Here is a 24,854-nt window from a genome sequence, read left to right as displayed (position 1 = left end):
GGATGAGCAGAGATCAAATATTAGCCGCACTAAGACAAAACCAGCCGGAACCCGTTCCTCTTCCTTTAGCTATCCCCACAGATCGGGAAGAAGTTGTCGATTTAGTTACTAAGTTCAAAACGGTGGCTGAAGGTATCGGGAGTACTATCTATCTTCCTGATAATCTTCAGGAGATACAGACGACCATTACTTCCATCTTTTCCAAAGAAAAACGGATATTGACTACTGTACCAGAACTCGTTTCGCCTGATATTCCTTTGTTTCAGTTAAATGAAGACCCGCATACCTATGCAGATGTTGACGTTGCCATTTTTAATTCCAGTCTTGGCGTTGCCGAGAACTCTGCTTTATGGCTGACCGAAGACCAGATGGGCATTCGGGTATTACCTTTTATTACACAGCATATCGTGATTCTGATTAAAATCTCAGGTCTTGTTGCAGATATGCACACGGCCTATCAGAAAATAGGAACAGCAGATTATGGTTTCGGGACTTTTATAGCCGGGCCATCCAAAACAGCAGATATAGAACAATCCCTGGTACTGGGGGCACATGGCCCCAGGAGCATGACTATTTTTATGTATGTTTAGAAAGAATTTCTTAATCTCTTTTTAATGGCATTCTAATATCTTTGCGCCAGCTTATGAAAAAGACCCTTTTACTTGCCATTGCTACTCTGGTAGTTAGTCACAGTTACGCGCAGACAGACAGCCTGATGAAGAAGAGATTTAATCTCCATTTTCAACAGACGATAATTACACAGGCAAAACCTGGCTTTAATGCTAAATACTCTGGAACGAATAGTCTTTCTCCTAAAAGCGAAAGTGCAACTTCTTTTACGACAACTTTATTTGGCGGGGCAAGGTTATGGAAGGGTGCCGAATTCTATTTCAATCCCGAAATGGCCGGTGGAAAAGGTTTAAGCCAGGCATTAGGGGTTGCGGGATTTACGAACGGTGAAACCTTCAGAATAGGTTCTCCTGCGCCAGCCATTTATATTGCAAGAGCCTACCTGATACAGACTTTCGGTTGGGGGAATGAAGTAGATACACTGGCTGATGATGCCAATCAACTTGCCGGCTTACGGAAAAAAAGATACTTCTCTATCAGAGCAGGTAAATTTGGGTTAAGTGATTTATTTGATAATAATGCTTTTAGTCATGATCCGAGATCACAGTTTATGAACTGGTCATTAATGGATAATGGGGCCTGGGACTATCCTGCCAATACCAGGGGATATGTATTTGGTACTGCATTTGAATTTGGTCAGCCGAATTGGACTCTGCGTTTAGCAGTGACAATGGTTACCAATACAGCAAATGGATCTATATGGGATGGTAAGATAGGTAAAGCACATGCCTTTACCCTGGAATATGAAAAGCGATACAACATTGGTGGAGAAAAAGGAACCTTACGGATCCTGGGTTATGATAACTCAGCGATGATGGGAAGTTACCGTTTAGCGATCTTACAAAATCCAATAGCCCCTGATATTACCTCGACCCGTGCATACGGCAGAGATAAGTATGGTTTTGGCGTTAACCTGGAGCAGAATATTAATGCTAATCTTGGCATGTTTGCCAAAACAAGTTACAATGATGGTAAGACCGAAACCTGGGCCTTTACAGAGATTGACAGAACAATCAGTCTGGGTGCTATTTTAAAAGGAGACGCCTGGAAACAGAAAGATGCAGAAGCTGGTCTTGCCTTTGTGGTCAACGGAATTTCCAAAGATCACCGTAACTATCTTGCCGATGGAGGTTATGGTTTTATCATTGGTGATGGTAAACTGAATTATGCCCCGGAGATGATCACTGAGCTTTACTATAAATTTAATGCTTATCAGAAGAAACTTTTCCTGACCCCTGATTATCAGTTCGTGATTAATCCTGCCTATAATAAAGACCGCGGGCCAGTGCATGTCTTTTCACTGCGCGCGCATGTAGAGTTCTAAAAAAAAAGCCCCGGTTCTAATAAAAGAAGCCGGGACTCGTTTTCCATAGGTATGGAATATGTTTAGAATTTAATACCTACACCAACAGAAAACACCTGGTTTCTGAATTCTGGAGTAGTGGATGTGCCATTCTCATTGTTTTTCTGGAAATCCAGTGCATAACGGCCATGGATATCGAATTTCCTGTCAATATCATATCTGAAACCAATTACGCCACCCACCAGGCTTTTCTTAAACCTGTCCGAATCATTCACTACTTCAGTCTGCTGTACTGTTCCGAATCCGTTCTCAAACTTGTTCTTGGTAGATAACAAGAAGGAAACCTGGGGACCAGCAACGATATTAAAGCTGCTGCCTAACCTGAAACTGGCCAGAATTGGTATATCCAGAAAATTTGTAGTTTGTCTGAATTCTCCAAAAGAAGAGGTCAGTTTGTATCCTTTCTGTGAGTAGAGTACTTCGGGCGTGAAGGCCAGTCCTGCAATCAGTGGAATTTCTACTGTAAGACCTGCATTAAAGCCTGGTTTTACCTTGGTGTTGAAGTTGTTGTTGCCATTGCCTTTAATAATGTCTGATATGTTTAAACCGGCTTTTACACCAAATTTAATCCCATCCTGTGCATTCGCTGCAGTAGCTACAAAAAGGCCAATAGCCAAAATAATGATCTTCTTCATAATTCATTTTTAAGTTAATTACTGTTGAGCGGGCATATACTTATGCGGGCCTCGAGCATGCTAATTTTGATTAACGGGGTGTGCATAGAAATAAATGTGCCAGTTTAGCCGAGGTCTGTCCGAAAATTGGTTTAATTTTTTGCCGTGTTCTGATAGACAGTTGTTTATGTTTTGTTTTTTTTATTTAGGTTGGCATGATAAAAAATGTTTGCTCTGTATCAAATCTGATACAATCTGTTCGTTTGTAGTCGTCTGCTGGTTTTCATTAACTTTGTGTAGCTAACCCTTATCAATTTTTCATGATTCAAAAACAGTTTACCCTATTCCTTCTGCTGCTGTTCACAGTTGTTTTTTCTGCTGAGGCACAAAAAAAATCATATATACAAAGTTTGGATGAGCCCAATCACTGGGTAGATTCTGTTTTTCACAAATTAAAAAAGCGTCATAAGATTGCGCAGTTATTTTTTGTAAGGGCCCATACCAATAGGGGGCAGGCTTTTGAAGATTCTGTCGGACATGTGATCAGGAAAGAACGGATTGGAGGGCTGGTCTTTTTCCAGGGCGGTCCGGGAAGACAGGTAATTTTAACGAATAAGTATCAGGCACTGGCCCGTACTCCACTGTTAATCGCTTCTGACGGAGAATGGGGACTGGGTATGCGTCTGGATAGTACCATCTCTTATCCATACCAGATGGCACTGGGTGCAGTCCAGGATAAGAACCTGATCTATCAGATGGGATTGGAAGTCGCTAAAGATTTTAAAAGAGTAGGGATGCAGCTAAATCTTGCTCCTGATGTTGATATTAACAATAATGCAAAAAATCCGATTATCAATTACAGATCTTTTGGAGAGAATAAATATAATGTGGCTTTGAAAGGGGCAGCTTATATGAAAGGAATGCAGGATGGCGGATTGCTGGTGAGCCTGAAGCATTTTCCCGGACATGGAGATACAGACGTAGATTCGCACTATGACCTGCCAAAACTGAATTTTACCAAAGCCCGTCTGGACAGCCTGGAAATATATCCTTTCAGAGAATTAATTAAAGAAGGAGCAGCAGGGGTGATGGTTGCACATATGAACATTCCAGCCCTGGATAATACACCAAATCTTCCTTCTACTTTATCTAAACCAATAGTAACTGGTTTGCTGCGGGGAGAGCTTGGTTTCCGCGGACTGATTGTGTCTGACGCAATGGAAATGAAAGGTGTGGTGAAGAATTTTAAAGATGGGGAAGCTGATGTAATGGCTGTAATTGCCGGAAATGATATCCTGGAATTATCAGAGAATAGTAAAAGGGCAATTAAGTTAGTACGCAAGGCTGTGCGCGAAGGCAGGATCAGCATGGACAGAATTGATGAAAGTGTACGGAGGATATTGCTGGCCAAGTATTGGACGGGTCTTAATCATAAAGACGTGCTTAATGAGCAAAATGTATATGCAGAGGTTAACAGACCGGAAAGTAAGGCTTTAGTACAGCAGCTGGCCGATGCGTCTATGACTTTGTTAAATGGACAGGAAGGACTCAAAACTTTGTCCGCAGAGAAAAAAACGGCGATTATCAGTATTGGTACACCCGATCTAACTGTTTTCCAGCGTGAACTAAGCGGTTTCTATAAAAATTCTGTTTCGTTTAACCTCGATAAGAATGCAGATGCGAATGCTATTGCGAAGGTGGTTAAAGGACTGGGTATGTTTGATCAGGTAATTATTGGTATTCACGATACCCGTTTACGCCCTGCTAACGGATTTGAATTGAGTGCTGATCTGAAGATGCTGGTTAAAGATATGGCGCAGAAAAATGCTGTTTTTGCATTTTTTGCTAACCCGTATAACCTGGCTAGTTTCCCAGGAATAGAGAATTGTAAATCTTTGGTAGTAGCCTATCAGAAGGATGATTATATGCAGCGTGCTGCGGCATCAGTTATTGAGAACCGGCTGATACCAACAGGAAAATTACCCGTATCGGTTAATCAGTTCTTTAGGTTTAACGCAGGTCTGTAGTCAAAAAGGCGCAGGTTAAGAGTAACTTGCGCCTTTTTGTTGTATGCTATCCCGGTGGATTTGCCTGCGGTTAGTTTTTGTTTAAGGCTTTGGTCAGTGTATTTAGTTGTTTCTCTAAAGCCAGTAAACGGTTCTCCTGTTGCCCGGTCTTCTGTTGTTGTTCGGCCAGTTGTCCATCCTTTTCTATCAGGTATAAGGTCAGTTCCTCTATTTTTTTCAATAACAGGGTATTCATATCACCCAAATTAAGGCCGTCTTTAGCCATCTGTCCTGCCGAGGGGATCTCCGGCAGATGATGATTCTTCTCTACATAGGATTTTAGTTCATTCAGACTGATTAACTTATAATCCGTGTCAAATACGTAATCAGGTGCTGGCACATTCAAATCAACCTTCACTGCTTTGGAATGGATGGTGCCATTAACTGTTAATTTAGCATCGGGCGTAGTAGTACCAATGCCGACATTTTGCGCCTGGGTAATGCGCATCGCTTCTGATATTGCTCCATATTTCAAATTGTAGCCACTATTGGTATAAAAAGCTATAAATGTATCATATGATGATCCTCTGCCAAATCCGACCGCTGCTCCGCCACCGCCGCCCGAGGTATAAGAGATGGCATCCTGAGCAGAATTTGCAATGTTGCCATTTATACGTACCCCACCATTATTAAAGGCACTCACATTAGTCTGTGACGCGTCACCAGTGGCTGATGTTCCGTTAACAGTTAGTGAGGATGAAGTGAGACCATAACTAAAATTTCCACTCCCGTTTACATCGAAGTTGGCCTTTGGAACTGTTGTGCCGATACCAATGTTCCCGTTTGCGTCTATACGCATTCTTTCAAGTGTATTGGTCCAGAAACTTAGTGGAGCATTGTTTCGCTGTATAAGCCTGAAATCAGAATTGTTATAAGCATTAATCTGAGCAGGGCCTGTATTTGAATAGAGCGCGAGCAGGTCGCCTGATCCATTGACCTGAAGAAGAGCTAATGTAGGGTCCGTCGTACCAATACCAACATTTCTGCCATCAATTGGAAAAACACTGTTTTGTGCATAAGAATAGTGGCTTACTACAGTTACAGCAAGGATTAAGAATGTCTTTTTCATTATAATAAGGGGTTATCTAGAGTCGCTAAGATAGAAAACTCAATTCTATTCGTTCGGGAGGAAGTGTTGAATAACCAGAGAAAATGTGAATGAATGTGTATAATGGAGAAAATTATTATACGGATAATTTCTTTTAGTTTAAATGTTTACATAAATTTAAGTGGTGTCTCGTGATATTGTACATGAGTATACCTATGTTTTAAATCAAAACTATGAAAAGCTCTCCTAAAGCAACACTGTCCCCAAGGGTGATTCTCACCCCATTGGAGATTAATAATGGTACAATTCAGGTAGTTCGGGACGATAAGTTGATTGGGGGAACCAAACAACGCGCATTGGATAAATATTTAACCGATGCGATAGCAAACGGATTAAGTGAATTTGTGTACGCAAGCCCTCCTCCTGGATATGGTCAGGTGGCACTGGCTTATAGTTGTCAGCAACTGAATGTTGCCTGCACACTTTTTTGCTGGCAATTGAATGATGAGTATCACGAATTTTCCCTTCTGGCAGAATCTTTTGGTGCAAAAATTTATCCATGCAAATCCCTGGAGGATGCAGATGCTGCGGCTATAGAATACGCGAAGAACAGACCTGGCTGCATCAGATTACCATTAGGTTTTGATGTACCCGATTATATTCAATGTCTCAGGAATGAAATTTCTGTTTCATGGAGGCATATCACAGAGGATTTAGGTTATGAACCCGAACGTGTCTGGTTACCTGTTGGCAGTACAATTCTTAGTAATGTATTCAGGGATGTTGTACCGGAAGAAATTATCCTGAATTGTGTTACTGTAAGGCTATTAGAAGAACAGGATGCGAGGATACAAAAAATAACGAACCGGCCTAATGTGAATATGTTTAGTACTCAGGAGCGGTTCCTGGATCCGCGTACCGATCCCCCTGCCATTCCATCCAATGCACATTATGATGCTAAAGTATGGCAGTTCATCAAAACCCATGGACAGGATAAAGATATCTGGTGGAATGTAGCTAAATAAAATACACCCTGCTTTCAAAAAAGAGCGGGGTGTATTATTTAATATGCTATCCAGAATGTAGCTTTAGATTAAATTCAGAAGCTGAGGACCAAATTCTCCAAAGAAAATTGATTCTTTGGCTACTCCCTTGGCCTTGAGATCCAGAAATTGTTTCTGGATAAAGGCTGAAGGCCCGCAAATGAAGTAACTGGTATCTGGATGTTCAGTTAATTCCGGAATGTGATTAATATCCAGGTATCCCTCCAGAATTCCGCTAGTCTTGTCTTCAGGAGTCAGTACATTATAAAAAGTATATTGTTTAACATTGCTGTTTGTACTGGTAATCTCATTCAGCTGATCTTTGAAGGCATGCACTGATTTATTCCGGCAGCCATGCAGCCAGGTGACAGGCTGATCATGATTGTTATCTGTCAGACTTTGCAGCATACTCATTAAAGGAGTTAATCCTACACCTCCACTGATCAGTACAATCGGGGCTGTTGTTTTTTCTGTTAAGACGAAGTTCCCGGCAGGGGAGGTCAGGTTAACCACGTCGCCCTGGTTTACAAAGTCATGAAGGTAATTGCTGATGAGGCCATTCGTATCAAGAGTGGTACCTTTCTCTCTATTGACAGAGATCCTGTAATATTCCTGGTTCGGTGCACTGGATATACTGTATTGTCTGGCCTGGTTCAGATTAAGTTCAGGAAGGAAAGTCCGGATACTGATATATTGACCAGGGATATGAGGTGTTACCTTTCCACCGTCAGTTGGGTAAAGATAAAATGAGGTGATTTCGGCAGATTCGGCTTTTTTCTGACCTATTTTGAAGGGGCGCCATCCGGTCCAGCCATTAGGTTGCAGGGTTTGCTGTTCGTAAAGTTTTGCCTCATGACCCGACATCAGCTCAGCCAGTTGTTGATAAGCCGCTCCCCAGGCATCGATGATCTCTTCAGTTGCCGCATCTCCTAAAACTTCTTTGATAGAAGCCAGCAGGTGATGACCCACAATCATATAATGCTCAGGCCGGATATCTAAACTGGTGTGTTTATGACCTATGCGGTCTACTACTGGTAAGAGAACCGAAGGATTAGCTATATTTTCTGCATAGGCAAGTACCGCCATAGCCAGTGCAGTCTGTTGTTTACCGCTTTGCTGATTCCCCATGTTGAACATATTTTTCAACTCCGGGTTATGGGTAAACATCCTTTTATAAAAATGAGTCGTTAATAAAACACCGTTTTCTTTTAAAACTGGTACTGTCGCTGTGATCAATTGTTTTTGTGCTATGGTCATGATAAAATATATTAATACCTTTTTGTCCTTTATTGTCATGCAAGTTTGCATGTTTTCCAGGATTCAGGTCTGATTCAATGGATCAAAGGTAGTGAAAAATAATAAAAGATAAAAACATCCTTTATTATTTAAAGCCCGGGATATCCACTGTGTAATAAAAGATGTCCTGGTGTGCTGCACCTGATTTATTGTTATCTTTGTTTGAGATACAGAAATGGGAATATTTTCAAAAACGTGTGAATATGCAATCAGGGCAGTTTTCTTTATTGCACATAAAACAGCTGGGCAAAGCAGCAGGGTAGGAATCAAAGAGATTGCAGGGGGAATTGATTCACCTGAACCGTTTCTCGCAAAAATCTTACAGGACTTAAGCCGTAAGGGGATCGTACAATCTACGAAAGGGCCTAACGGCGGATTTTATCTGGATGCCGCTTCATTATTACGACCTTTGAGTGACATCGTGGAAGCAGTAGACGGGGATGATATCTTTTATGGCTGTGGTCTTGGCTTGAAACAGTGTTCTGAAATTAATCCTTGTCCATTACACAATGAATTTAAGGAAATCCGGAACCGGATTCATCATCTGCTTCAGGATACTAAAATAGGAGAGTTTAACGATGAACTGATCACCGGTATACTCTCCCTGAAAAAATAAGCTAGTTAGCAGCGTCTTTTTTCTGATAAGTTGCCGGATCCAGCGCTTCGTAAGTCCAGCCCTGAAGGAATTCAGTCACTTTCTTTACGCTATGTCCTTTTCCTTCTTCCAGGTAACCTGAATTCTGGATATGGATAATCTGTCCATCACCATCCAGGATAACAAAAACAGGGTAACCAAAACGGCCAGGATAACCCAGACTGGCTAATACCTCTTCATTTTTGTTTTCTTTGCTATAATTAACCAATACGGTTTCGTAGTGATCATTCAGATAAGTTTTCAGTTCCGGATTGTTATCTATTAAATGGTGAAAAGCAATACACCAGGAACACCAGTTTCCGCCAACCTGGATGAATACATTCTTTTTATCTTTTTTGGCTTTGATCACTGCATTCGTAATATCTGCTTTCGCATCGGCAGCCGGATCATATATTTTAACTTCTTCCGTCTCGGCTTTTGCTGTCTGGGTTTTAACTTTGGCTTTTTTCGTTTGTGCAAAAGTTGCCGTTGAAATGGCCATCGTGGCCAGCAAAATCAGTGATAATCTTTTCATCTGAATATATTTATATGTATTATGAGCTTGTTTTGACTAGGCTAAACTTATAAAGGTTTAATGCCTGTTTTTAATATTAGTAAATGTATACAATTCCAGAAATGAAATTATAAGAACCTGTTTAAATTTAGATGATAAAATGTCCTAACTTCACCACATGCCTCTACCACTCAAAATATTACAAGCTTCGGCAGGCTCAGGGAAAACATTTAGTCTGACGGCGCACTACCTAACCCTCTTATTATCTGGTGAAACCAAATACAGAGAGATCCTGGCAGTGACCTTTACCAATAAGGCTACCGAGGAGATGAAAACCCGTATCATGGAAGTGCTGAAAGGCTTTGCAACGGGTGATCTGGACGTGGAAGACTATAGAATACTCGTTTTAAAGGCACATCCTGATTTAAACCCGGTTACTTTACAGGAAAAATCAACCAGAATATATAAAAGAATACTGCATGATTACAGCCGCTTTTCGGTTAGTACAATCGATGGTTTCGTACAAAAGGTAATCCGTGGTTTTGCCTTTGAGCTTGGACTCGACTCCGGTTATAAACTCGAGATGAACTTCGATAAGGTAAAGAACGAGCTGGCAGACAGATTGGATGAACAACTGGATGTCAATCCCGATTTATTGCAGTGGATCATAGACCTGGCACTCGACAGGATCAGTAATAATATCAGCTGGAATTACCGGACAGAATTGACAGATCTCGCAGGTGAGCTTTTTAAAGAACGTTATCAGCCATTTGATCAGGCTATACAAACCTTGTCCCAGCATACCGACCTGGATGCCCTTTTTGGTAATTACCAGAAAGAAACCAAAAAACAAATCGCCCTGTTTGAAGATACTATAGTTGAGTTGGCTGCAAAAGCACTCGCTATTTTTGAAGCTGGTGGTATAAACCCCGATCAGTTAAAGGGGAAATCAAGATCTCCGTTGAATAACCTGAAAAAAATTGCAGAAGGTGATCTTGACAAACTCGAAAGTATGGCCAAACTTATTGATGAGCCTGAAGAATGGTTTAAGCAAGGGAGTGACACCTCTTTATACGATACCCTGAATCCGGTTATCCGTGATTTATATAACCATTATGCCAATGGCTTGCCCGGTTATATTCTGGCCACAGCATTTAATAAGAATTTGTACTATCTACGTTTAATGCAGGAAATGGCCATCTTGCTTAAAACATACAGGGAAGAGAGCGGAAGCCTGCTGATCAGTGATGCCCAGAACCTGCTTAAAGGAATTACAGGCGATGATGACGATAATCCTGCATTTATCTGGGAAAAAACAGGTAGTCGTTACCGTCATTTTCTCTTTGATGAGTTCCAGGATACCTCGGCCAATCAATGGGCCAATTTCAGGCCGCTGCTAAAAAACGCAATGGCCGAAGCAACTGGTAAACTAACCGATCACCTCATTGTAGGGGACGTGAAGCAATCTATTTACAGATGGCGGAACGGGGACTGGAATATTCTACACCAGGAAGCTAAAAAAGATATCGGGAGTGCCTATGTTATTGATTCCAGCCTGGAAGAGAATTACAGAAGTACAAAAAATATCATCAACTTTAATAATATCCTGTTCAGGGCTTTGCCTATACTGATGCAGCACAATATCAACACCACCATAGAAGGGCAGGCTGTTAACCAAACCTTAAATAAATGGTGGGAAGAAAAGGGCTTTAATCATATTATCACAGATGTATATGCCGAAGCAGAGCAAAAGCTGACTGCCAGAACTGCTGATGGGGGCACGATAGATTTTAATGTATTAAAAACAGATGAGTACGATACACCACTAAATAAAACAAGTTTTAAAACGGAAGCACTCCGGAAAATGGTGGTTACGCTCAAGCGTCTTTTAACTGAAGAAAAGCGTTATCAGCCCGGGGATGCCTGTGTACTGGTTCGCTCTAATTCGGAAGCTATCGCGGTGGTAGATATACTGATGGAAAATAATATCAGTGTAATCTCGGGTGAAGCTTTGCTGATCGCCAATAATACGGCGGTAAAACTATTGATTGATACTTTAATGGTCATGGCGGGTATGCCATCAAATACGGCCTTATATAAAGCAAACTGTATTAGTTTATATGCGACTTTACAGGAACGTATACCTGATCCGGCTACTTTATTTAATCTGAAAAATAAACAGCTCGAAGAACTGACAGCTGTTTTACCCTTGGGATTATGTAAACACTGGCGCAGCTGGATGCAGCAGCCCCTGCCCGAGTTATTGGAAAAACTAATTGAAGCTTATGGGCTGAATGAGGCCAGATATGCCAGCCATTTACCTTATCTGTTTGCCTTAAGGGATCTGGCAGGAAATATCGGCCGGCAGGGCGAAAAAGGGATTACCACATTTCTGAAATACTGGAAAGAAGAAGGAAGTCGTAAGACACTGCCTTCTTCCGAAAATACAGATGCTGTACAGGTGATTACCATACATAAATCGAAAGGACTGGCCTTTAAAGTTGTGATGATCCCTTTTTGTAACTGGGATATCAATGGCAAAATCAATTCTATCTTTTGGGTTCCTGCAGAAAATACCCCATATCATCAATTACAAAGTATTCCCTTAAAATATAATTCAGGCCTGGGTGCATCCACAGTGGCTATCCCTTATTATGAAGAATTGCTTTATAATCATATGGACGCACTGAATATGCTTTACGTAGCGACCACCCGGACAAAAGAATATTTATATATCAGCTGTCTGGGTAAAAAGGCAGATAGCATCAGTACCATCGGCGATTTGTTAATTAAGGTATTTGAAGAACAGCTTAGTCCGGAAGGCCAGTTTTTACTGGAAGAAGAAGTGGTGAAGAAAAGCCAGGCAGGTTCGGCAAAACACAGCGGCCCGGAAATGATCAGTCTGGATCAATATCCTTTGTCAGGAAGACTTAGCGAAGTTTTTAACAATGATGTCCGGAAAAAAGAGCTGGATATGCTTTTAAATGATACTGCCGGGCGTGAAGGTAGTATTTTACATGAGGTACTGGCAAGAGTTGCCGATACCGCAGAGATCGATGAAGTCCTGGGCCAGATGCTCACAGAAGGTTTTTTCAAAGAACAGGAGCTGGCCGGTTTCAAAAAACAGGCCGTCAATGTTTTGCAGCATAAAGACCTGCAGGATTTGCTTCGCAACAGCACCCAGAGTGTCAATGAAAAAAGTATTATCGATATTACAGGTAAAAGTTACCGGCCGGATAAAGTGCTTTTTACCAAAGAAGAAGTTGTCGTGATTGATTATAAATTCACTAAAAAACAAAGTCGTAATCATGTAAAGCAAGTTCATGGTTACCGCGACCTGCTCTTGCAAATGGGTTATCCCCGCGTTAGCACCTATTTATTTTATGCCACCATTGGCGAATTGATTTTAGTATAAGGGCATGAAAGCATTTTTAAAAGAAGTTGCAGAAGATTTAGCAGACAGGTTCGGAGATCAGCTGCATCATGCTGCCGTGATCTTTAATAATAAAAGACCGGTCTCCTATTTACAGCATCATCTGGCCGAAACTATTGGTAAACCTTTCTGGAGCCCTACTTTTTTTACGATCCAGGAATTTTTTGCTCAGTCTACAGATTTATTGATTGCAGATGGGTTTACACAGTTTTTCACCCTGCACCAGCAATATAATGAGTTATTGAAGGAAGAAGGGGCGAAGGAAATTAATCCGGATATCTTTTACCCTATCGCCAGAATTATATTGAGTGATTTTGCCCAGATTGACAATGACCTGGTGAATGCAAACCAGTTATTTGAAGAACTGGAGGATATTGCGGTGATAGAAAAGGAGTTTCAGCATCTTACACCCGAACAGCAGCAGTTTTTAGAGCAGTTCTGGACTTCCTTTTCTACCGGTAAACAGAAAAATCATCAGGAACAATTTATCCGGATGTGGCGCAGGATGCCCAGGTTATACCAGGGCTTTCATGAGGCTTTAGCCAGGAAAGGGCTGACTACGATGGCCCATGTTTACCGTAAACTGGCCACAGGCGAAGCTTCAAGACCCGAATTTATTAATGATTTTGCCGAAGGAAAATTAGTCTTCGCCGGATTTAATGCACTGAGTAACGCAGAAGCAGTCATTTTCAAACGCTGGAATGAAGCTGAAAAGGCATTGTTCTATTTTGATACAGATACCTATTATATGGAGGATGATACCCAGGAAGCCGGGTTGTTCCTTCGCAAAAATATACAAAGGCTGGGTTTGCCCAATGCGCTTGGGCAAAGCAGGCCACTGATTAAAGCAGAGAAAAAAGAAGTTAAAGTTTATAAAACACAAGGCCAGACTGCCCAGGCAAAGATCCTTCAGCGCGAACTGGAAGAGGATTACCCTATGCTGGATGCCGCTGATAATGCCGGTAAAATAGCTTTAATCTTAGCTGATGAGAGTTTGTTATTGCCCGTTTTGCAGACTATTCCTACTCATTACAAGGGAGAAGACGGTCGTTTTGCGGTAGACCTGAACGTAACAATGGGTTATCCTTTACTGGCTACTTCTATCTTCGGACTGGCTGATATATGGCTGACCGTACAGGCGCAACTCGCCGGCGGGAAAAAAGATACGGTAAATCACCGTGCAGTAGAGGCTTTTCTGTCTCATCCGCTGATTGGAATCCCGCAGGAAATCCGGAATGCCATCCAGCAGGAAATTTTAAGTAAACAACTGATCGAAGTTGATATCCCTTTATTACAGCGTTCGGGTGAGCTGGCCAGTCTTTTTTTTACGAAAAGAAATACTGCTGCTTCGGCTATAGTTAATCTTCAGCAGGTTTTTAAACTGGTTTTAGAACAGCAGGTAGCAGAAAAAACGTTAAAACAAACCGAAGTTGATTTGTTTATTGCGACGATCAAGGAACTGAACCGGCTGCATGATACACTGGCAGAGTTTGCGGCAAGGCTTCCTTTACCTTTTGTGCTTTCACTGATCCAGAAAGCGGTCCAGGGAATTGCTGTTCCTTTAAGCGGAGAGCCTTTACAGGGTGTACAGGTCATGGGACTGCTGGAAAGCAGGAGCCTGGACTTTGATCATATCTATATATTAGGCGTGAACGAAGGTGTTCTGCCACAGGTCAGCGTGTCCCCAAGTTTTATTCCGGATAGTATCCGCAGGGCTTATGGTTTGCCGGTTATTGAAAATCAGGATGCCATCTCCGCCTATATGTTCTACAGGTTGTTGCAGCGTTCCAGAAAAATCAGCCTGGTTTATAATGGTCAGGCCGATGATAATACAACCGGAGAACCGAGCCGGTTTCTGCGTCAGCTGGAATTTGAAAGCGGCTATAACTTTACTTATTTCGATCAGTCACAACCTGTGGCTACCGAACATCCGGTGCTGGTCAGTATTCCAAAAGAAGGTGAGGTCCTTAAACGGCTCAATCTGTACCTGGATAAACAAGATCCGGCGGTCAGGTTATCTGCAACTGCACTAACCACCTATATGAATTGTCCGGTACAGTTCTTCTACCGGTATATTGCCAAAATAGAAGAACCAAAGGAACTGGCCGAAAACCTGGAAGCCAACTATATTGGTTCAATGCTCCATTTTGTGCTGGAGAAATTCTATGAAGAACTCAAGACAGAAAATCCCTATATCACCAGAGAACGGATTATTGCCCACCGGAAAAACCTGCCCCGTTTAAGTGAAACTGCTTTTGTGAAAGTGATGTTTGATGATGAAAAGCAGGTTTTAACGGCAAACGGAATGCAGCAGGTCGTATTGGCTATTGTATCTGAATATGCGAACGTCATCCTCGATCATGATGAAAAGGAAGCCCCTTTTACCATTATCGGACTGGAAAGTAAGGATGAAATCTATTTTAAGATTACTGTCGGAGGGATAGAAAGAGAGCTTATCCTGCATGGTATTATTGACCGTGTGGATCAGAAAAATGGCATTACCAGGGTAGTCGATTATAAGACAGGCCGTGATGAGCTGTTATATACTTCACTCGAAGATATCTTTGATCCGGAGACGGACAAGCAGAATAAAGCACTTGTCCAAACTCTTTTCTATACCTATGTCTATGAGCAATCGAGGGGAATTACCGGAATGGAACCCAATCTGTACCTGATCCGTAAGATGAGAAAAGAGGGCACATTGTTTAATTTCTCTGAAAACAGGAAGAAGATTCAATTGCAGGCCGAACACCTGGAGGCATTAAAATCCGGTTTCAGTCGTTTGCTGAGAGAGAAACTGGAGGAGTTATTTAACCCCGGAATCCCATTTGTACATACCTCACTGGCCAACAACTGTACTTATTGCCCTTATTTGTCCCTTTGCGGCAGATAGAGAAAACTGGTTTGAAAATAATCCCTTTGTAATGTAATTAAAACAAACTTTATAATTACGTTACAATAGTTATATTTGCCGGCAGTTAACATTTGAATATACAATGAGAGAGATTCAATTTAGAGAAGCTTTGCGTGAAGCTTTGAGCGAAGAAATGCGTAAGAATGAAAACGTATTCTTAATGGGCGAAGAAGTTGCGCAATACAATGGTGCATATAAAGTAAGTCAGGGAATGCTTGATGAGTTTGGTGACAAACGTATCATAGATACACCAATTGCTGAGCTTGGTTTTACCGGAATCGGTATTGGAGCTGCAATGAATGGATTAATTCCAGTTATAGAGTTTATGACATTCAACTTCTCCCTGGTTGCAATCGATCAGATTATAAACGGAGCTGCAAAGATGTTATCCATGAGCGGTGGTCAGTTTTCTATTCCAATTGTATTCCGTGGTCCAACAGGAAATGCAGGTCAGTTAGGCGCGCAGCACTCTCAGAATTTTGAGAACTGGTATGCAAACTGTCCTGGTTTAAAAGTTGTTGTTCCATCAACACCTTACGAAGCTAAAGGATTATTAAAACAAGCTATTATTGATCCGGATCCGGTTATTTTCATGGAATCTGAGGTGATGTATGGTGATAAAGGTGAAGTACCTGAAGAGGAATACTACCTGCCAATCGGCAAAGCAAGAATTGCTAAAGAAGGAACTGATGTAACCATCGTTACTTTTGGTAAAATGTTAACCCGCGTGGTTAATCCTGCTGTTGAAGAATTAACTAAAGAAGGAATCAATGTAGAGGTAATCGATTTACGTACTGTACGTCCTATTGATTATGATACCATCATTGAATCTGTAAAGAAAACAAACCGTCTGGTTATCGTTGAAGAAGCATGGCCACTGGCTTCAATTTCTTCTGAAATTGCTTTCAACGTACAGAGAAAAGCTTTCGATCATTTAGATGCACCAGTATTACGTATTACTTGTGCTGATGTACCATTACCATATGCACCTACTTTAATTGCTGCCAGCTTACCAAATGCTGAACGCGTGATTAAAGCGGTGAAAGAAGTAATGTACGTAACAAAATAAGTTATATAGAATCTATATTATATAATCCTGCTGGCTAACCCCATGCAGGATTTTTTATTTTTATCCCTATCCATAAAATTTCAACCAATAATAATTAACATGAATAATCACTCAAAGATTATTGCTGCCGAATTAGCAGTCTCAGAAAAACAGGTTATTGCAACTATTGAATTGCTTGATGAGGGGGCAACCGTACCATTTATTTCCCGTTACCGTAAGGAAGTTACCGGAAGTTTAGACGAGGTGCAGGTTGCTGCTGTCCGTGATCGGATTCAGCAATTGCGTGAACTGGACAAAAGACGTGAGGCTATTTTGAAGGCACTGACCACGCTGGGAAAACTTACCCCCGAACTGGAGGCGCAGTTAAATGCGGCGGATAACATGACAACTATTGAAGATATCTATCTTCCTTACAAGCCGAAAAGGAAAACAAGAGCATCCGAAGCAAGACGTAAAGGGCTGGAGCCTTTAGCGCTGCTGATTTTTGAGCAGGGAAAATCAGATCCTGATACTGAAGCCACAAAATACCTGAATACAGAGCTGGGAGTGGAAAATACAGAAGAGGCTTTAGCTGGTGCAAGAGATATTATTGCAGAAATGATCAATGAAGATGCAGAGGTCCGTACAGATATGCGGAAGTATTTTCAGCAGAAAGCAGTATTGAAATCAACGGTCGTTAAAGGGAAAGAAGAAGAAGGGATAAAATATAAAGATTATTTTGAGTGGGAAGAGGCGGTGAAATCGGCACCTTCACATCGCGTACTGGCTATGCGACGCGGAGAAAACGAATCTATCCTGAAACTGGAAGCGATGCCCGAAGAGGACGGAGCGATCGAAATTTTAGAAAAAAGAGTTATCCAGGGTTCGAATGCTTGTGCGAAACAAGTAGAACTCGCTTTACATGATTGTTATAAACGATTACTAGGTCCTTCCATGGAAACGGAACTTCGTTTATTGGCTAAACAAAAAGCTGATGAAGAAGCTATCCGCGTATTTGCTGAAAATGCAAGACAATTATTGCTGGCTGCACCGATGGGACAGAAAAATGTACTGGCGGTAGACCCTGGTTTTCGTACAGGATGTAAAGTAGTTTGTCTGGACAGACAAGGGAAATTAGTAGAGAACACGACAATCTACCCACATACCGGACAAGGGAATATAAAAAATGCAGCAGATGCTATCCAGAAATTATGTGTTAAACATGAAGTCGAAGCTATCGCGATCGGAAATGGAACTGCCGGAAGAGAAACTGAGACATTTATCAGAGGATTGAATCTGCCAGGTGTGATCGTTGTCATGGTCAATGAGAACGGGGCATCTATTTATTCCGCTTCTGAGGTAGCTCGTGAAGAGTTCCCGACACAGGATATTACTGTTCGTGGGGCTGTTTCTATTGGTCGCAGGTTAATGGACCCGTTGGCTGAACTGGTTAAAATTGATCCTAAATCTATCGGGGTAGGGCAATATCAGCATGATGTAGATCAGACTAAATTACAGCAATCGCTTGATGATACCGTAATGAGTTGTGTAAACGCAGTTGGTGTAGAATTAAATACAGCTTCTAAACAGGTTTTGGCTTATGTTTCTGGTTTGGGGCCTCAACTGGCACAAAATATTGTAACCTATAGAAATGAACACGGTGCCTTTAAAAACAGAGAGAGTTTAAAGAAAGTACCGCGTTTAGGTGATAAAGCTTATGAACAGGCTGCTGGTTTCTTAAGAATCAGGGATGCAGCACATGTATTGGACGCAAGCGGGGTGCACCCCGAGCGTTATGCACTGGTGAATCAGATGGCAAAAGATTTAGGACATTCTGTAGATGAGCTGTTGAAAGATGTGAAACTGCAAAAACAGATTAAGCTACAGCAATATATCAGTGAAAATGTAGGCTTACCGACTTTAAATGATATTATGAATGAATTAGCTAAACCCGGAAGAGATCCAAGGGAAGCTTTTGAAATCTTTTCTTTTGCTGAAGGTATAAACGATATCAACGATTTAAAGGTAGGTATGAAATTAGCTGGTATTGTAACTAATATCACCAATTTTGGAGCCTTTGTGGATATAGGTGTACATCAGGATGGTCTGGTACACACCAGTCAGCTGGCGGATAAATTTGTAGCTAATCCAAATGATATTGTAAAAGTAAGTCAGCGGGTAGAAGTGACGGTGAAAGAAATTGATGTGGTAAGGAAACGCATTTCTTTGTCTATGAAAAGCGAAAATGCACCTAAACCTGCCGCACGTCCTAAAGTGGAAAGGCCTGCTGCCAATAGAAAACCTGAAAATGACAGGAATGATAAGGCTGGCAGACCTCAGCATAACAGACCGAAACCTCAGCAAGCCAAAGCGCAACCAGAAGGAGATCTGCAGACCAAACTAGAAGCCTTGAAGAATAAATTTAAATAATCCAGGTTTCCTGCAGGTGACGCCATGTTATTTTTCCATCCTCATCAGTAATGAATAGGGCGCTCGAACGGCGGTTATTAATTACTGATGAGGATTTTTGCATTTCATGATAGACTATGATCACCAGGTTATCAGCCGAGAAGCTGACAATGAACTCATCGGCCACTGCCTGAAAACCAGGTTTAACCCCGTAAACTGTAGGTAGCCATGTAGCCAGATCGCTATATGTTTTAACAGAACCATCGGGAGCAACCATCACAAATTCCTGATGTAGTCTTCCTAATACTTCATTGCTGTTTTCTTTAGCTGTTTCTCCTCTGAACCAGGCTGTGATGGCCTCATTGAAATCGTGAACCTGCTGTTGGGCTGATTTTGTAATATCCATATTTATTTTTTTACTGGTAAGCTGTTTAATCTGATCGTGAGAAAGAAGGCGATGATGAAAATGCAGAGCAGACAACCCATGGCAATTGCAAAGGCAGTCTTAAAGGTTTGGCCATTCAATACGGAAAAGAAAATAGTCCCTATGATGGCAACGCCTATTGCGCTCCCCATTTGTATAGCCGTACTTACCACACCGGCTGCCATTCCTGCTTTTTCATGCGTAACAGGTGCAAGTGTTATCCTAACCAGTGAAGGAAGTACAATACCATGTCCCATACCGGCAATCATTAAACCGGCATACATGATTGTTCCTGGTGTATGATATAGTAAAACTGAAAGAATAGTGAGCCCGAAACCCAGTGCCAGGAGCCCTAAAGCCAGCAGGACAACCCCTGATCCTATTTTCCGGGTAAGTAAAGTGCTGGTTAAGGGGCCAATGAAAAATCCGGCTGCATAAGGTAATACTGCCAAACCTGCCGAAAGTACATCCCAGTGTAATCCGTTTTGCAGATAATATGGATAAACCATAAAGAAAGCAGCCGTACTGTTAAAGAAGAAAATAATGATTGTTCCGGTTACGAAATGTTGGTTTTGAAACAAGCTGAGATCTATCAATGGGTCTCTTCCCTTTTTAATGGTATGCCTTTCAGTATGCACAAAAGCAATCAATACCGGAATCGCAGCTGCAAAACATAAAAATATCCATAACGGCCAGCCTTCTTCTCTGCCTTTAATCAGGGGATAGATAATTAAAAACAAGGCCAGAGAGAGCAAAAGTATACCGGGAATATCCAGTTTGGGTTTTTTGGCAGGTTTGTTTTCGGGTAAAATAAAAAAGGCCAGGAGAATTGTCAGTAAACCGAGCGGGATATTGATCATAAAAACTGATTCCCAGGTAAACCCAAGCGGCTGGACTTTGATCAGCACTCCACCTAAAAGCTGACCGGCAATCGAAGCCAGGCCAAAAGTAGCCCCAAAGAAACCCATCGCTTTAGGTTGTTCATTTACCGGGAAAATAATACGGATAGAAGATAAAACCTGCGGTGCAAGAACGGCGGCGGCTAAACCCTGTACGATGCGGGCACCAATTAATATCATAATGTTTGGAGCGAGACCACAAACAGCAGAAGAAAGTGTAAATAATAGCATACCTATAATAAATATGCGTTTCCTCCCATAAATATCACCCAGTCTGCCGCCTGTCACGACCAAAACGGCATAAGTTGAACCATAAGCAATAATCACAAATTGTAACTGAGTGGATGATGCATGCAGGCCATCTTTAATTGCCGGTAAAGCTACATTCACAATGAAAAAATCTAAGGGAGATAAAAATGCACCCATCAACAGGACAATTAAGGCAAGCCATCGCTTAGGATAAGGGTTGATTGTGTGAGCTGACAATGAGTCTGGAACTACCTTTTGCATAATTGTTTTTTATTATGGTGCAAAGGAAGGGAGCGGGGGGCGCTGTTAAATTGTATTCTAAGAGGCTTGTCTTGTATCTTTGGAGGATGCCAGCAAAAGACATCAGACAACTTTTTGAAATTTCAGTTCTGGAGAAGAGTCCAGGGGTAAGCAGGGAGGAGCGCCCTCATCATTTTGAGCTTCTTTATATCCAGCAGGGCAGTGGTACACATATCGTCAATGGAAACAGTTATACCTATGAAAAGGGTAAGTTATTTTTCCTGACTCCTGAAGACAAACATTTATTTAAAATAGAGCATCTGACACGTTTTGTACATATCCGCTTTTCTGAAGTGTCTTTTTTTAAGCTCCATGCCGAAGCTGGTGAACTGGATTATTGTGACTGGATGAAAAAGATAGGCTATGTTTTCCATAATTATCATGCTAAGGCTGGTTGTTTGTTCAGGGATCCGGATGATGAAATACTGGGACTGGCACTGATGGAGGGAATTATAAGAGAACATATAAATAAAGAAATAGGTTCTTTAGCTATCATCCGTCAGTCTGTATCTATTTTAATCAACCTGATTGCCAGGAATATCATCCGGACAGAGTCGGATGAAAAGCTGGAAAGTGACTCTCAGTCTCCTGTTATGAAAATTATAGCTTATCTGCAGCAACATATCTATCGGCCTGAACTTTTAAAGATGCAGGCCATAGCTGATAATTTTCATTTTTCTGTGAATTACCTGGGTGAGTATTTTAAGACCCGGACGGGGGAGAGCGTTCAGGAGTATGTAATTAATTATAAACTGAAGCTGGTTGATACACGTTTGGTCTATAGTAATATGCTGTTAAAGGAAATTGCTGAAGAGATGAATTTTACGGATGAGAGCCATTTATCAAGAATATTTAAGAAATACAGAGGAACGACTCCTGGTCAATACAGAAAAATGCATCATAAATTATAACAGGACTGAAATTTTGCAGCCCTGTTATATATTTCCCTGTCTATAACCTGGCAGTTATAGTTTTAACAGGATTTCCTCTTGATAAGGCAGCATGATTCTGCCATTGAAGTTTCTGTTTGGCTACTAACTGTTTGGTTTGCCAGGAGATGACCTTGTTTTCCAGTCTTTCCAGACAAAGTTTTTTATTTTGTAGCTGAGACCTGGTATCCATCACCAGAACCTGAAGGCCAGAAGGCTGATGTGTTGCTCTTACTGCTGTTTCCACTTTATTTACATTTTGTCCTCCAGGTCCCGAAGCCCTGAGTGTCTCAATTGTAACTTCTTTAGGGTTCCAGGGTAGCTTTTCCTGAGTTTCAAAAATATCTACGCCAACAAACCAGTTTTTGCGTTTATGAAATTTCCGGTAAGGACTTTGTGCAATCCAAAGTACTGATCCGTGCCATTCTTTAATGAATGCTGAAAAATCATCGGCCTTTGCCCGCAAAACAGCAGATAATAGAGTTCCATTGAGTTCTCCCTTGGCATTTTCAAGCACTTCCATCTGGAAATTTAACTGTTTCGCTTGTTTGATCATCATTTCCTGTACACGGGCAACTACCCGGCAGCATTCCTCAGGACCTTGTCCTGAGGTGATCTGGATAATTATACTTTTCATTAGTCTTTATTCATTCTGACTATTCTGGGCAAAAACTGACCCTCGACCTCAATGAGGTCTTTTTGTGCATTTATTATTCTGTCTATGTCTTTATAAGCCATTGGGCTTTCTTCGACACTTCCGCCAATTAAAGTGACCCCGGCATTACTCAGTACCTTTTTTAAGGCCGAAGCGGTCATGTTTTGCTTAGCTTTTGTCCTGCTCATTGCCCTTCCGGCGCCATGTGATGCAGAATTGAGGGATGATGCTGCACCTTTGCCAGATACCAGGTAGGCTGCGGTAGTCATACTCCCGGGTATAATTCCCATTTCGCCCTGATGTGCCGGTGTGGCCCCTTTGCGGTGAATGATCAGCTCTTTTCCATCTTGCTGTTGTTCTTTCCAGGCAAAATTGTGATGGTTTTCGACGTTAGCAAGAACCTGAAGCCCCAGTGACTTCAGCAGCGTCTGATGAATCGTATCGTGACAGGCTTTGGCATATTCTCCGGCAAGGTTCATCCCTATCCAGTATTCCTGCCCTGCTTCTGTATCCAGATCCAGCCAGGCCAGTTTGTGAACTTCTCTCGGAAGTCTGCATTTCTCCATCGCGATCTGTGTATAATGACCAGCGATATTAGCCCCCAGACCTCTGCTTCCTGAATGAGATAACAGCGCCATGTATTTTTTTGCTGGTAGTTTCATCGAGTTATTCTCAAATAATTCGATCTCTCCGAATTCTACAAAATGATTTCCGCTGCCTGATGTGCCAAGCTGTCTGGCTGCTTTTCCCTGGAGACGTCTCAGCAATTCTGTTTCCTTAAATACAGGGCTATCCAGAATTTCATGATAAGGCAGTATATCTAAGGAACCTTCCATGCCAAAGTGGGTCTGGTTTTTAAGGGCGAGTTTTAGCTGATGGCTATACCGGTTAAAGAAACTGGCACTTTCGTCTATAATAGACAAAGACATGCGGCAGCCTATGTCTACGCCTATGGCATAAGGAATAATGACATTTTCGGTAGCGAGTACGCCGCCGATAGGTAAACCATAGCCGGTATGGGCATCTGGCATTAAAGCTCCCTGAATGGATACTGGTAATGACATGGCTAATTCCATTTGTTTTTTTGCGCCAGTATCAATTTCTTTATTACCATAAACTTTATAGGGGCCGGGGGCTGTTAAAAGTGAATAGGCTTCAAAGTCATGTGATTTTGTCTTTCCTGTTAGTGTTTCTGCAATTTTACCCAAATGTTCGTGATCTAGATAGTTTTCAGGGTTATTAATTATATGAGTTAGTAGTTCAGTAATACTGGTTGCCGAATGATGTTTGAAGTGTTTGGCGATAATATTAATGACCAGACTCCTTGCTTTATCATTTGTATAACCCATTTTACTGAGTTCTTTTGTTTTTAAATTGCGCATTGCGTTTTTAATTGTTGCGTGTTGCCGGAAACCGGGGACATTAATCCCTGATATGGCAGCTTAAATATTGAAATGACCAGAATTTTCCTGTTGACATAGGGTAAAATTCAGCTTGATCCTGTAATAAGGATAAATCCCCTGTAGAATTTCGATGAAATACCTGGATCTGAGGCAGACGAATCCGGTTGATTATAAATTAATCAATCGTGTCATTCCGGAAAATATAAGTTATAGGAATAAACGTCAGCCTGATTTAGGCAATGAGCGATAGGGGCGATATGTAATTGTGCTCTGTCATGATTCCTGATTATAAAATGATTAAACCATAAGGAATTGGTACAAAGGTATAATAAGAAAATTGATAACACCAAATTTATTTTCTTCACTATTGTGTAATGGATTGTTAGGGTTGTAGTCGGGTGGTGTTCGGGTACTGGTCGAGACTGAGCCAGTATCGGCACGTTGTTGGTCTATGGCCAGTCCATGTATTTTAACTAGTTGAAATGTATGGACTGAGTATGTAGGATCAGTATGCTGAATATTGTCGTGTCCAAAAGCTGACTCCTGTCTGCTGCGAATCAAAGTAGATGTATATAGTATATAGAAGGAGAAGCTTGGGCTGATTTTCCTTGTGTTTTGGGCTGAAATTAAGATTGTGTTACCTATATGTTAAGTGTGTTGAAACTTTTCGGATTGAAAACCACCACTTTAGTGTTTTAATACAAATAATAGTGGTGTAATGTTTGGAGGACGGCATAATTTTCCTACTTTTGCATCCCGCTTCGGAGGAAGGGAAACTTGAAAAGGATAAAGAAGAAGAAGATTGAAAGGATGTGAAAATAGGAGTTTTAGTAAGCTTCAGAAAGTTTTAAAGCTTTCGAAAAATAAAAAATAAAAAGCTTGCTAAAGTAAAAAAGATTCCTACCTTTGCAGTCCCAACAAAAAGGGAAAGATTCTTAACGGATGTTAAGGGTTCTAAAAAACAAGATTGAAACGATGAATTG

The 24,854-nt window shown here is 41.4% G+C and carries 18 protein-coding genes; 10 read left to right on the top strand and 8 right to left on the bottom strand.

What is annotated here, in order from left to right; all coding sequences use genetic code 11:
• Positions 1-2 precede the first annotated feature (2 nt).
• Positions 3-590 (top strand): lactate utilization protein C, encoded by a 588-nt coding sequence (locus HDF25_RS07695; RefSeq protein ID WP_184624171.1) that lies wholly within the window; start codon positions 3-5, stop codon positions 588-590.
• Between the two features lie 53 nt (positions 591-643).
• Positions 644-1,954: a carbohydrate porin gene (locus HDF25_RS07690; protein WP_184624170.1), complete on the top strand. Its 1,311-nt coding sequence runs from the start codon at positions 644-646 to the stop codon at positions 1,952-1,954.
• A gap of 62 nt (positions 1,955-2,016) precedes the next feature.
• Here HDF25_RS07690 and HDF25_RS07685 read toward each other — a convergent pair whose 3' ends face one another.
• Positions 2,017-2,628: a porin family protein gene (locus tag HDF25_RS07685; RefSeq protein ID WP_184624169.1), complete on the bottom strand. Its 612-nt coding sequence runs from the start codon at positions 2,626-2,628 to the stop codon at positions 2,017-2,019.
• A gap of 299 nt (positions 2,629-2,927) precedes the next feature.
• Between HDF25_RS07685 and HDF25_RS07680 the strand changes: the two genes are divergently transcribed.
• Complete coding sequence (locus HDF25_RS07680; RefSeq protein WP_184624168.1) at positions 2,928-4,634, top strand: glycoside hydrolase family 3 protein; 1,707 nt, start codon at positions 2,928-2,930, stop codon at positions 4,632-4,634.
• A gap of 70 nt (positions 4,635-4,704) precedes the next feature.
• On the opposite strand, the gene HDF25_RS07675 is transcribed toward HDF25_RS07680, so the two are convergent.
• Positions 4,705-5,742, bottom strand: a complete 1,038-nt coding sequence (locus HDF25_RS07675; RefSeq protein WP_184624167.1) for a hypothetical protein — start codon at positions 5,740-5,742, stop codon at positions 4,705-4,707.
• A 212-nt stretch (positions 5,743-5,954) separates the two neighbouring features.
• On the opposite strand from HDF25_RS07675, the gene HDF25_RS07670 reads away from it, so the two are divergent.
• On the top strand, positions 5,955-6,746 hold the full coding sequence (locus tag HDF25_RS07670; RefSeq protein WP_184624166.1) for a hypothetical protein: 792 nt from the start codon (positions 5,955-5,957) through the stop codon (positions 6,744-6,746).
• Positions 6,747-6,809: 63 nt separating this feature from the next.
• Here the strand turns inward: HDF25_RS07670 and hmpA are convergent, their stop codons facing one another.
• Complete coding sequence (hmpA, locus tag HDF25_RS07665) at positions 6,810-8,021, bottom strand: NO-inducible flavohemoprotein (protein ID WP_184624165.1); 1,212 nt, start codon at positions 8,019-8,021, stop codon at positions 6,810-6,812.
• A gap of 214 nt (positions 8,022-8,235) precedes the next feature.
• Here hmpA and HDF25_RS07660 point away from each other — a divergent pair, with 214 nt between their 5' ends.
• Positions 8,236-8,676, top strand: coding sequence for an RrF2 family transcriptional regulator (locus HDF25_RS07660; RefSeq protein WP_184624164.1), 441 nt, complete (start codon positions 8,236-8,238; stop codon positions 8,674-8,676).
• A gap of 1 nt (position 8,677) precedes the next feature.
• Here the strand turns inward: HDF25_RS07660 and HDF25_RS07655 are convergent, their stop codons facing one another.
• Positions 8,678-9,229, bottom strand: a complete 552-nt coding sequence (locus HDF25_RS07655; RefSeq protein WP_184624163.1) for a thioredoxin family protein — start codon at positions 9,227-9,229, stop codon at positions 8,678-8,680.
• Between the two features lie 157 nt (positions 9,230-9,386).
• Between HDF25_RS07655 and HDF25_RS07650 the strand changes: the two genes are divergently transcribed.
• The 4 genes from HDF25_RS07650 (at position 9,387) to HDF25_RS07635 (ending at position 19,033) form a co-directional block, all read left to right on the top strand.
• On the top strand, positions 9,387-12,623 hold the full coding sequence (locus HDF25_RS07650; protein WP_184624162.1) for a UvrD-helicase domain-containing protein: 3,237 nt from the start codon (positions 9,387-9,389) through the stop codon (positions 12,621-12,623).
• A gap of 4 nt (positions 12,624-12,627) precedes the next feature.
• Positions 12,628-15,534: a PD-(D/E)XK nuclease family protein gene (locus tag HDF25_RS07645; RefSeq protein WP_184624161.1), complete on the top strand. Its 2,907-nt coding sequence runs from the start codon at positions 12,628-12,630 to the stop codon at positions 15,532-15,534.
• A 103-nt stretch (positions 15,535-15,637) separates the two neighbouring features.
• A complete protein-coding gene (locus HDF25_RS07640; RefSeq protein ID WP_184624160.1) occupies positions 15,638-16,624 on the top strand; it encodes a pyruvate dehydrogenase complex E1 component subunit beta in 987 nt (328 codons plus the stop codon).
• Between the two features lie 99 nt (positions 16,625-16,723).
• Positions 16,724-19,033 carry a Tex family protein gene (locus HDF25_RS07635; protein ID WP_184624159.1) on the top strand — a complete coding sequence of 770 codons (2,310 nt, stop codon included), beginning with the start codon at positions 16,724-16,726 and terminating at the stop codon, positions 19,031-19,033.
• Here the strand turns inward: HDF25_RS07635 and HDF25_RS07630 are convergent.
• Positions 19,026-19,418 carry a hypothetical protein gene (locus tag HDF25_RS07630; protein ID WP_184624158.1) on the bottom strand — a complete coding sequence of 131 codons (393 nt, stop codon included), beginning with the start codon at positions 19,416-19,418 and terminating at the stop codon, positions 19,026-19,028. The genes HDF25_RS07635 and HDF25_RS07630 overlap by 8 nt on opposite strands.
• 2 nt (positions 19,419-19,420) lie before the next feature.
• A complete protein-coding gene (locus HDF25_RS07625) occupies positions 19,421-20,845 on the bottom strand; it encodes an MFS transporter (RefSeq protein WP_184624157.1) in 1,425 nt (474 codons plus the stop codon).
• A gap of 86 nt (positions 20,846-20,931) precedes the next feature.
• Here HDF25_RS07625 and HDF25_RS07620 point away from each other — a divergent pair, with 86 nt between their 5' ends.
• A complete protein-coding gene (locus tag HDF25_RS07620; protein ID WP_184624156.1) occupies positions 20,932-21,795 on the top strand; it encodes an AraC family transcriptional regulator in 864 nt (287 codons plus the stop codon).
• A gap of 40 nt (positions 21,796-21,835) precedes the next feature.
• Here the strand turns inward: HDF25_RS07620 and prfH are convergent, their stop codons facing one another.
• Together prfH and HDF25_RS07610 are read right to left on the bottom strand one after the other, a co-directional pair.
• Complete coding sequence (prfH, locus tag HDF25_RS07615; protein WP_184624155.1) at positions 21,836-22,450, bottom strand: peptide chain release factor H; 615 nt, start codon at positions 22,448-22,450, stop codon at positions 21,836-21,838.
• Positions 22,450-23,850: an RtcB family protein gene (locus HDF25_RS07610; protein WP_184624154.1), complete on the bottom strand. Its 1,401-nt coding sequence runs from the start codon at positions 23,848-23,850 to the stop codon at positions 22,450-22,452. The genes prfH and HDF25_RS07610 overlap by 1 nt, the downstream gene beginning before the upstream one ends.
• Positions 23,851-24,854: the final 1,004 nt, after the last annotated feature.

The organism is Pedobacter cryoconitis (genome assembly GCF_014207135.1).
In the GTDB taxonomy this organism is placed as follows: domain Bacteria; phylum Bacteroidota; class Bacteroidia; order Sphingobacteriales; family Sphingobacteriaceae; genus Pedobacter; species Pedobacter cryoconitis_D.
This window is presented reverse-complemented; position numbering and strand designations above follow the sequence as displayed.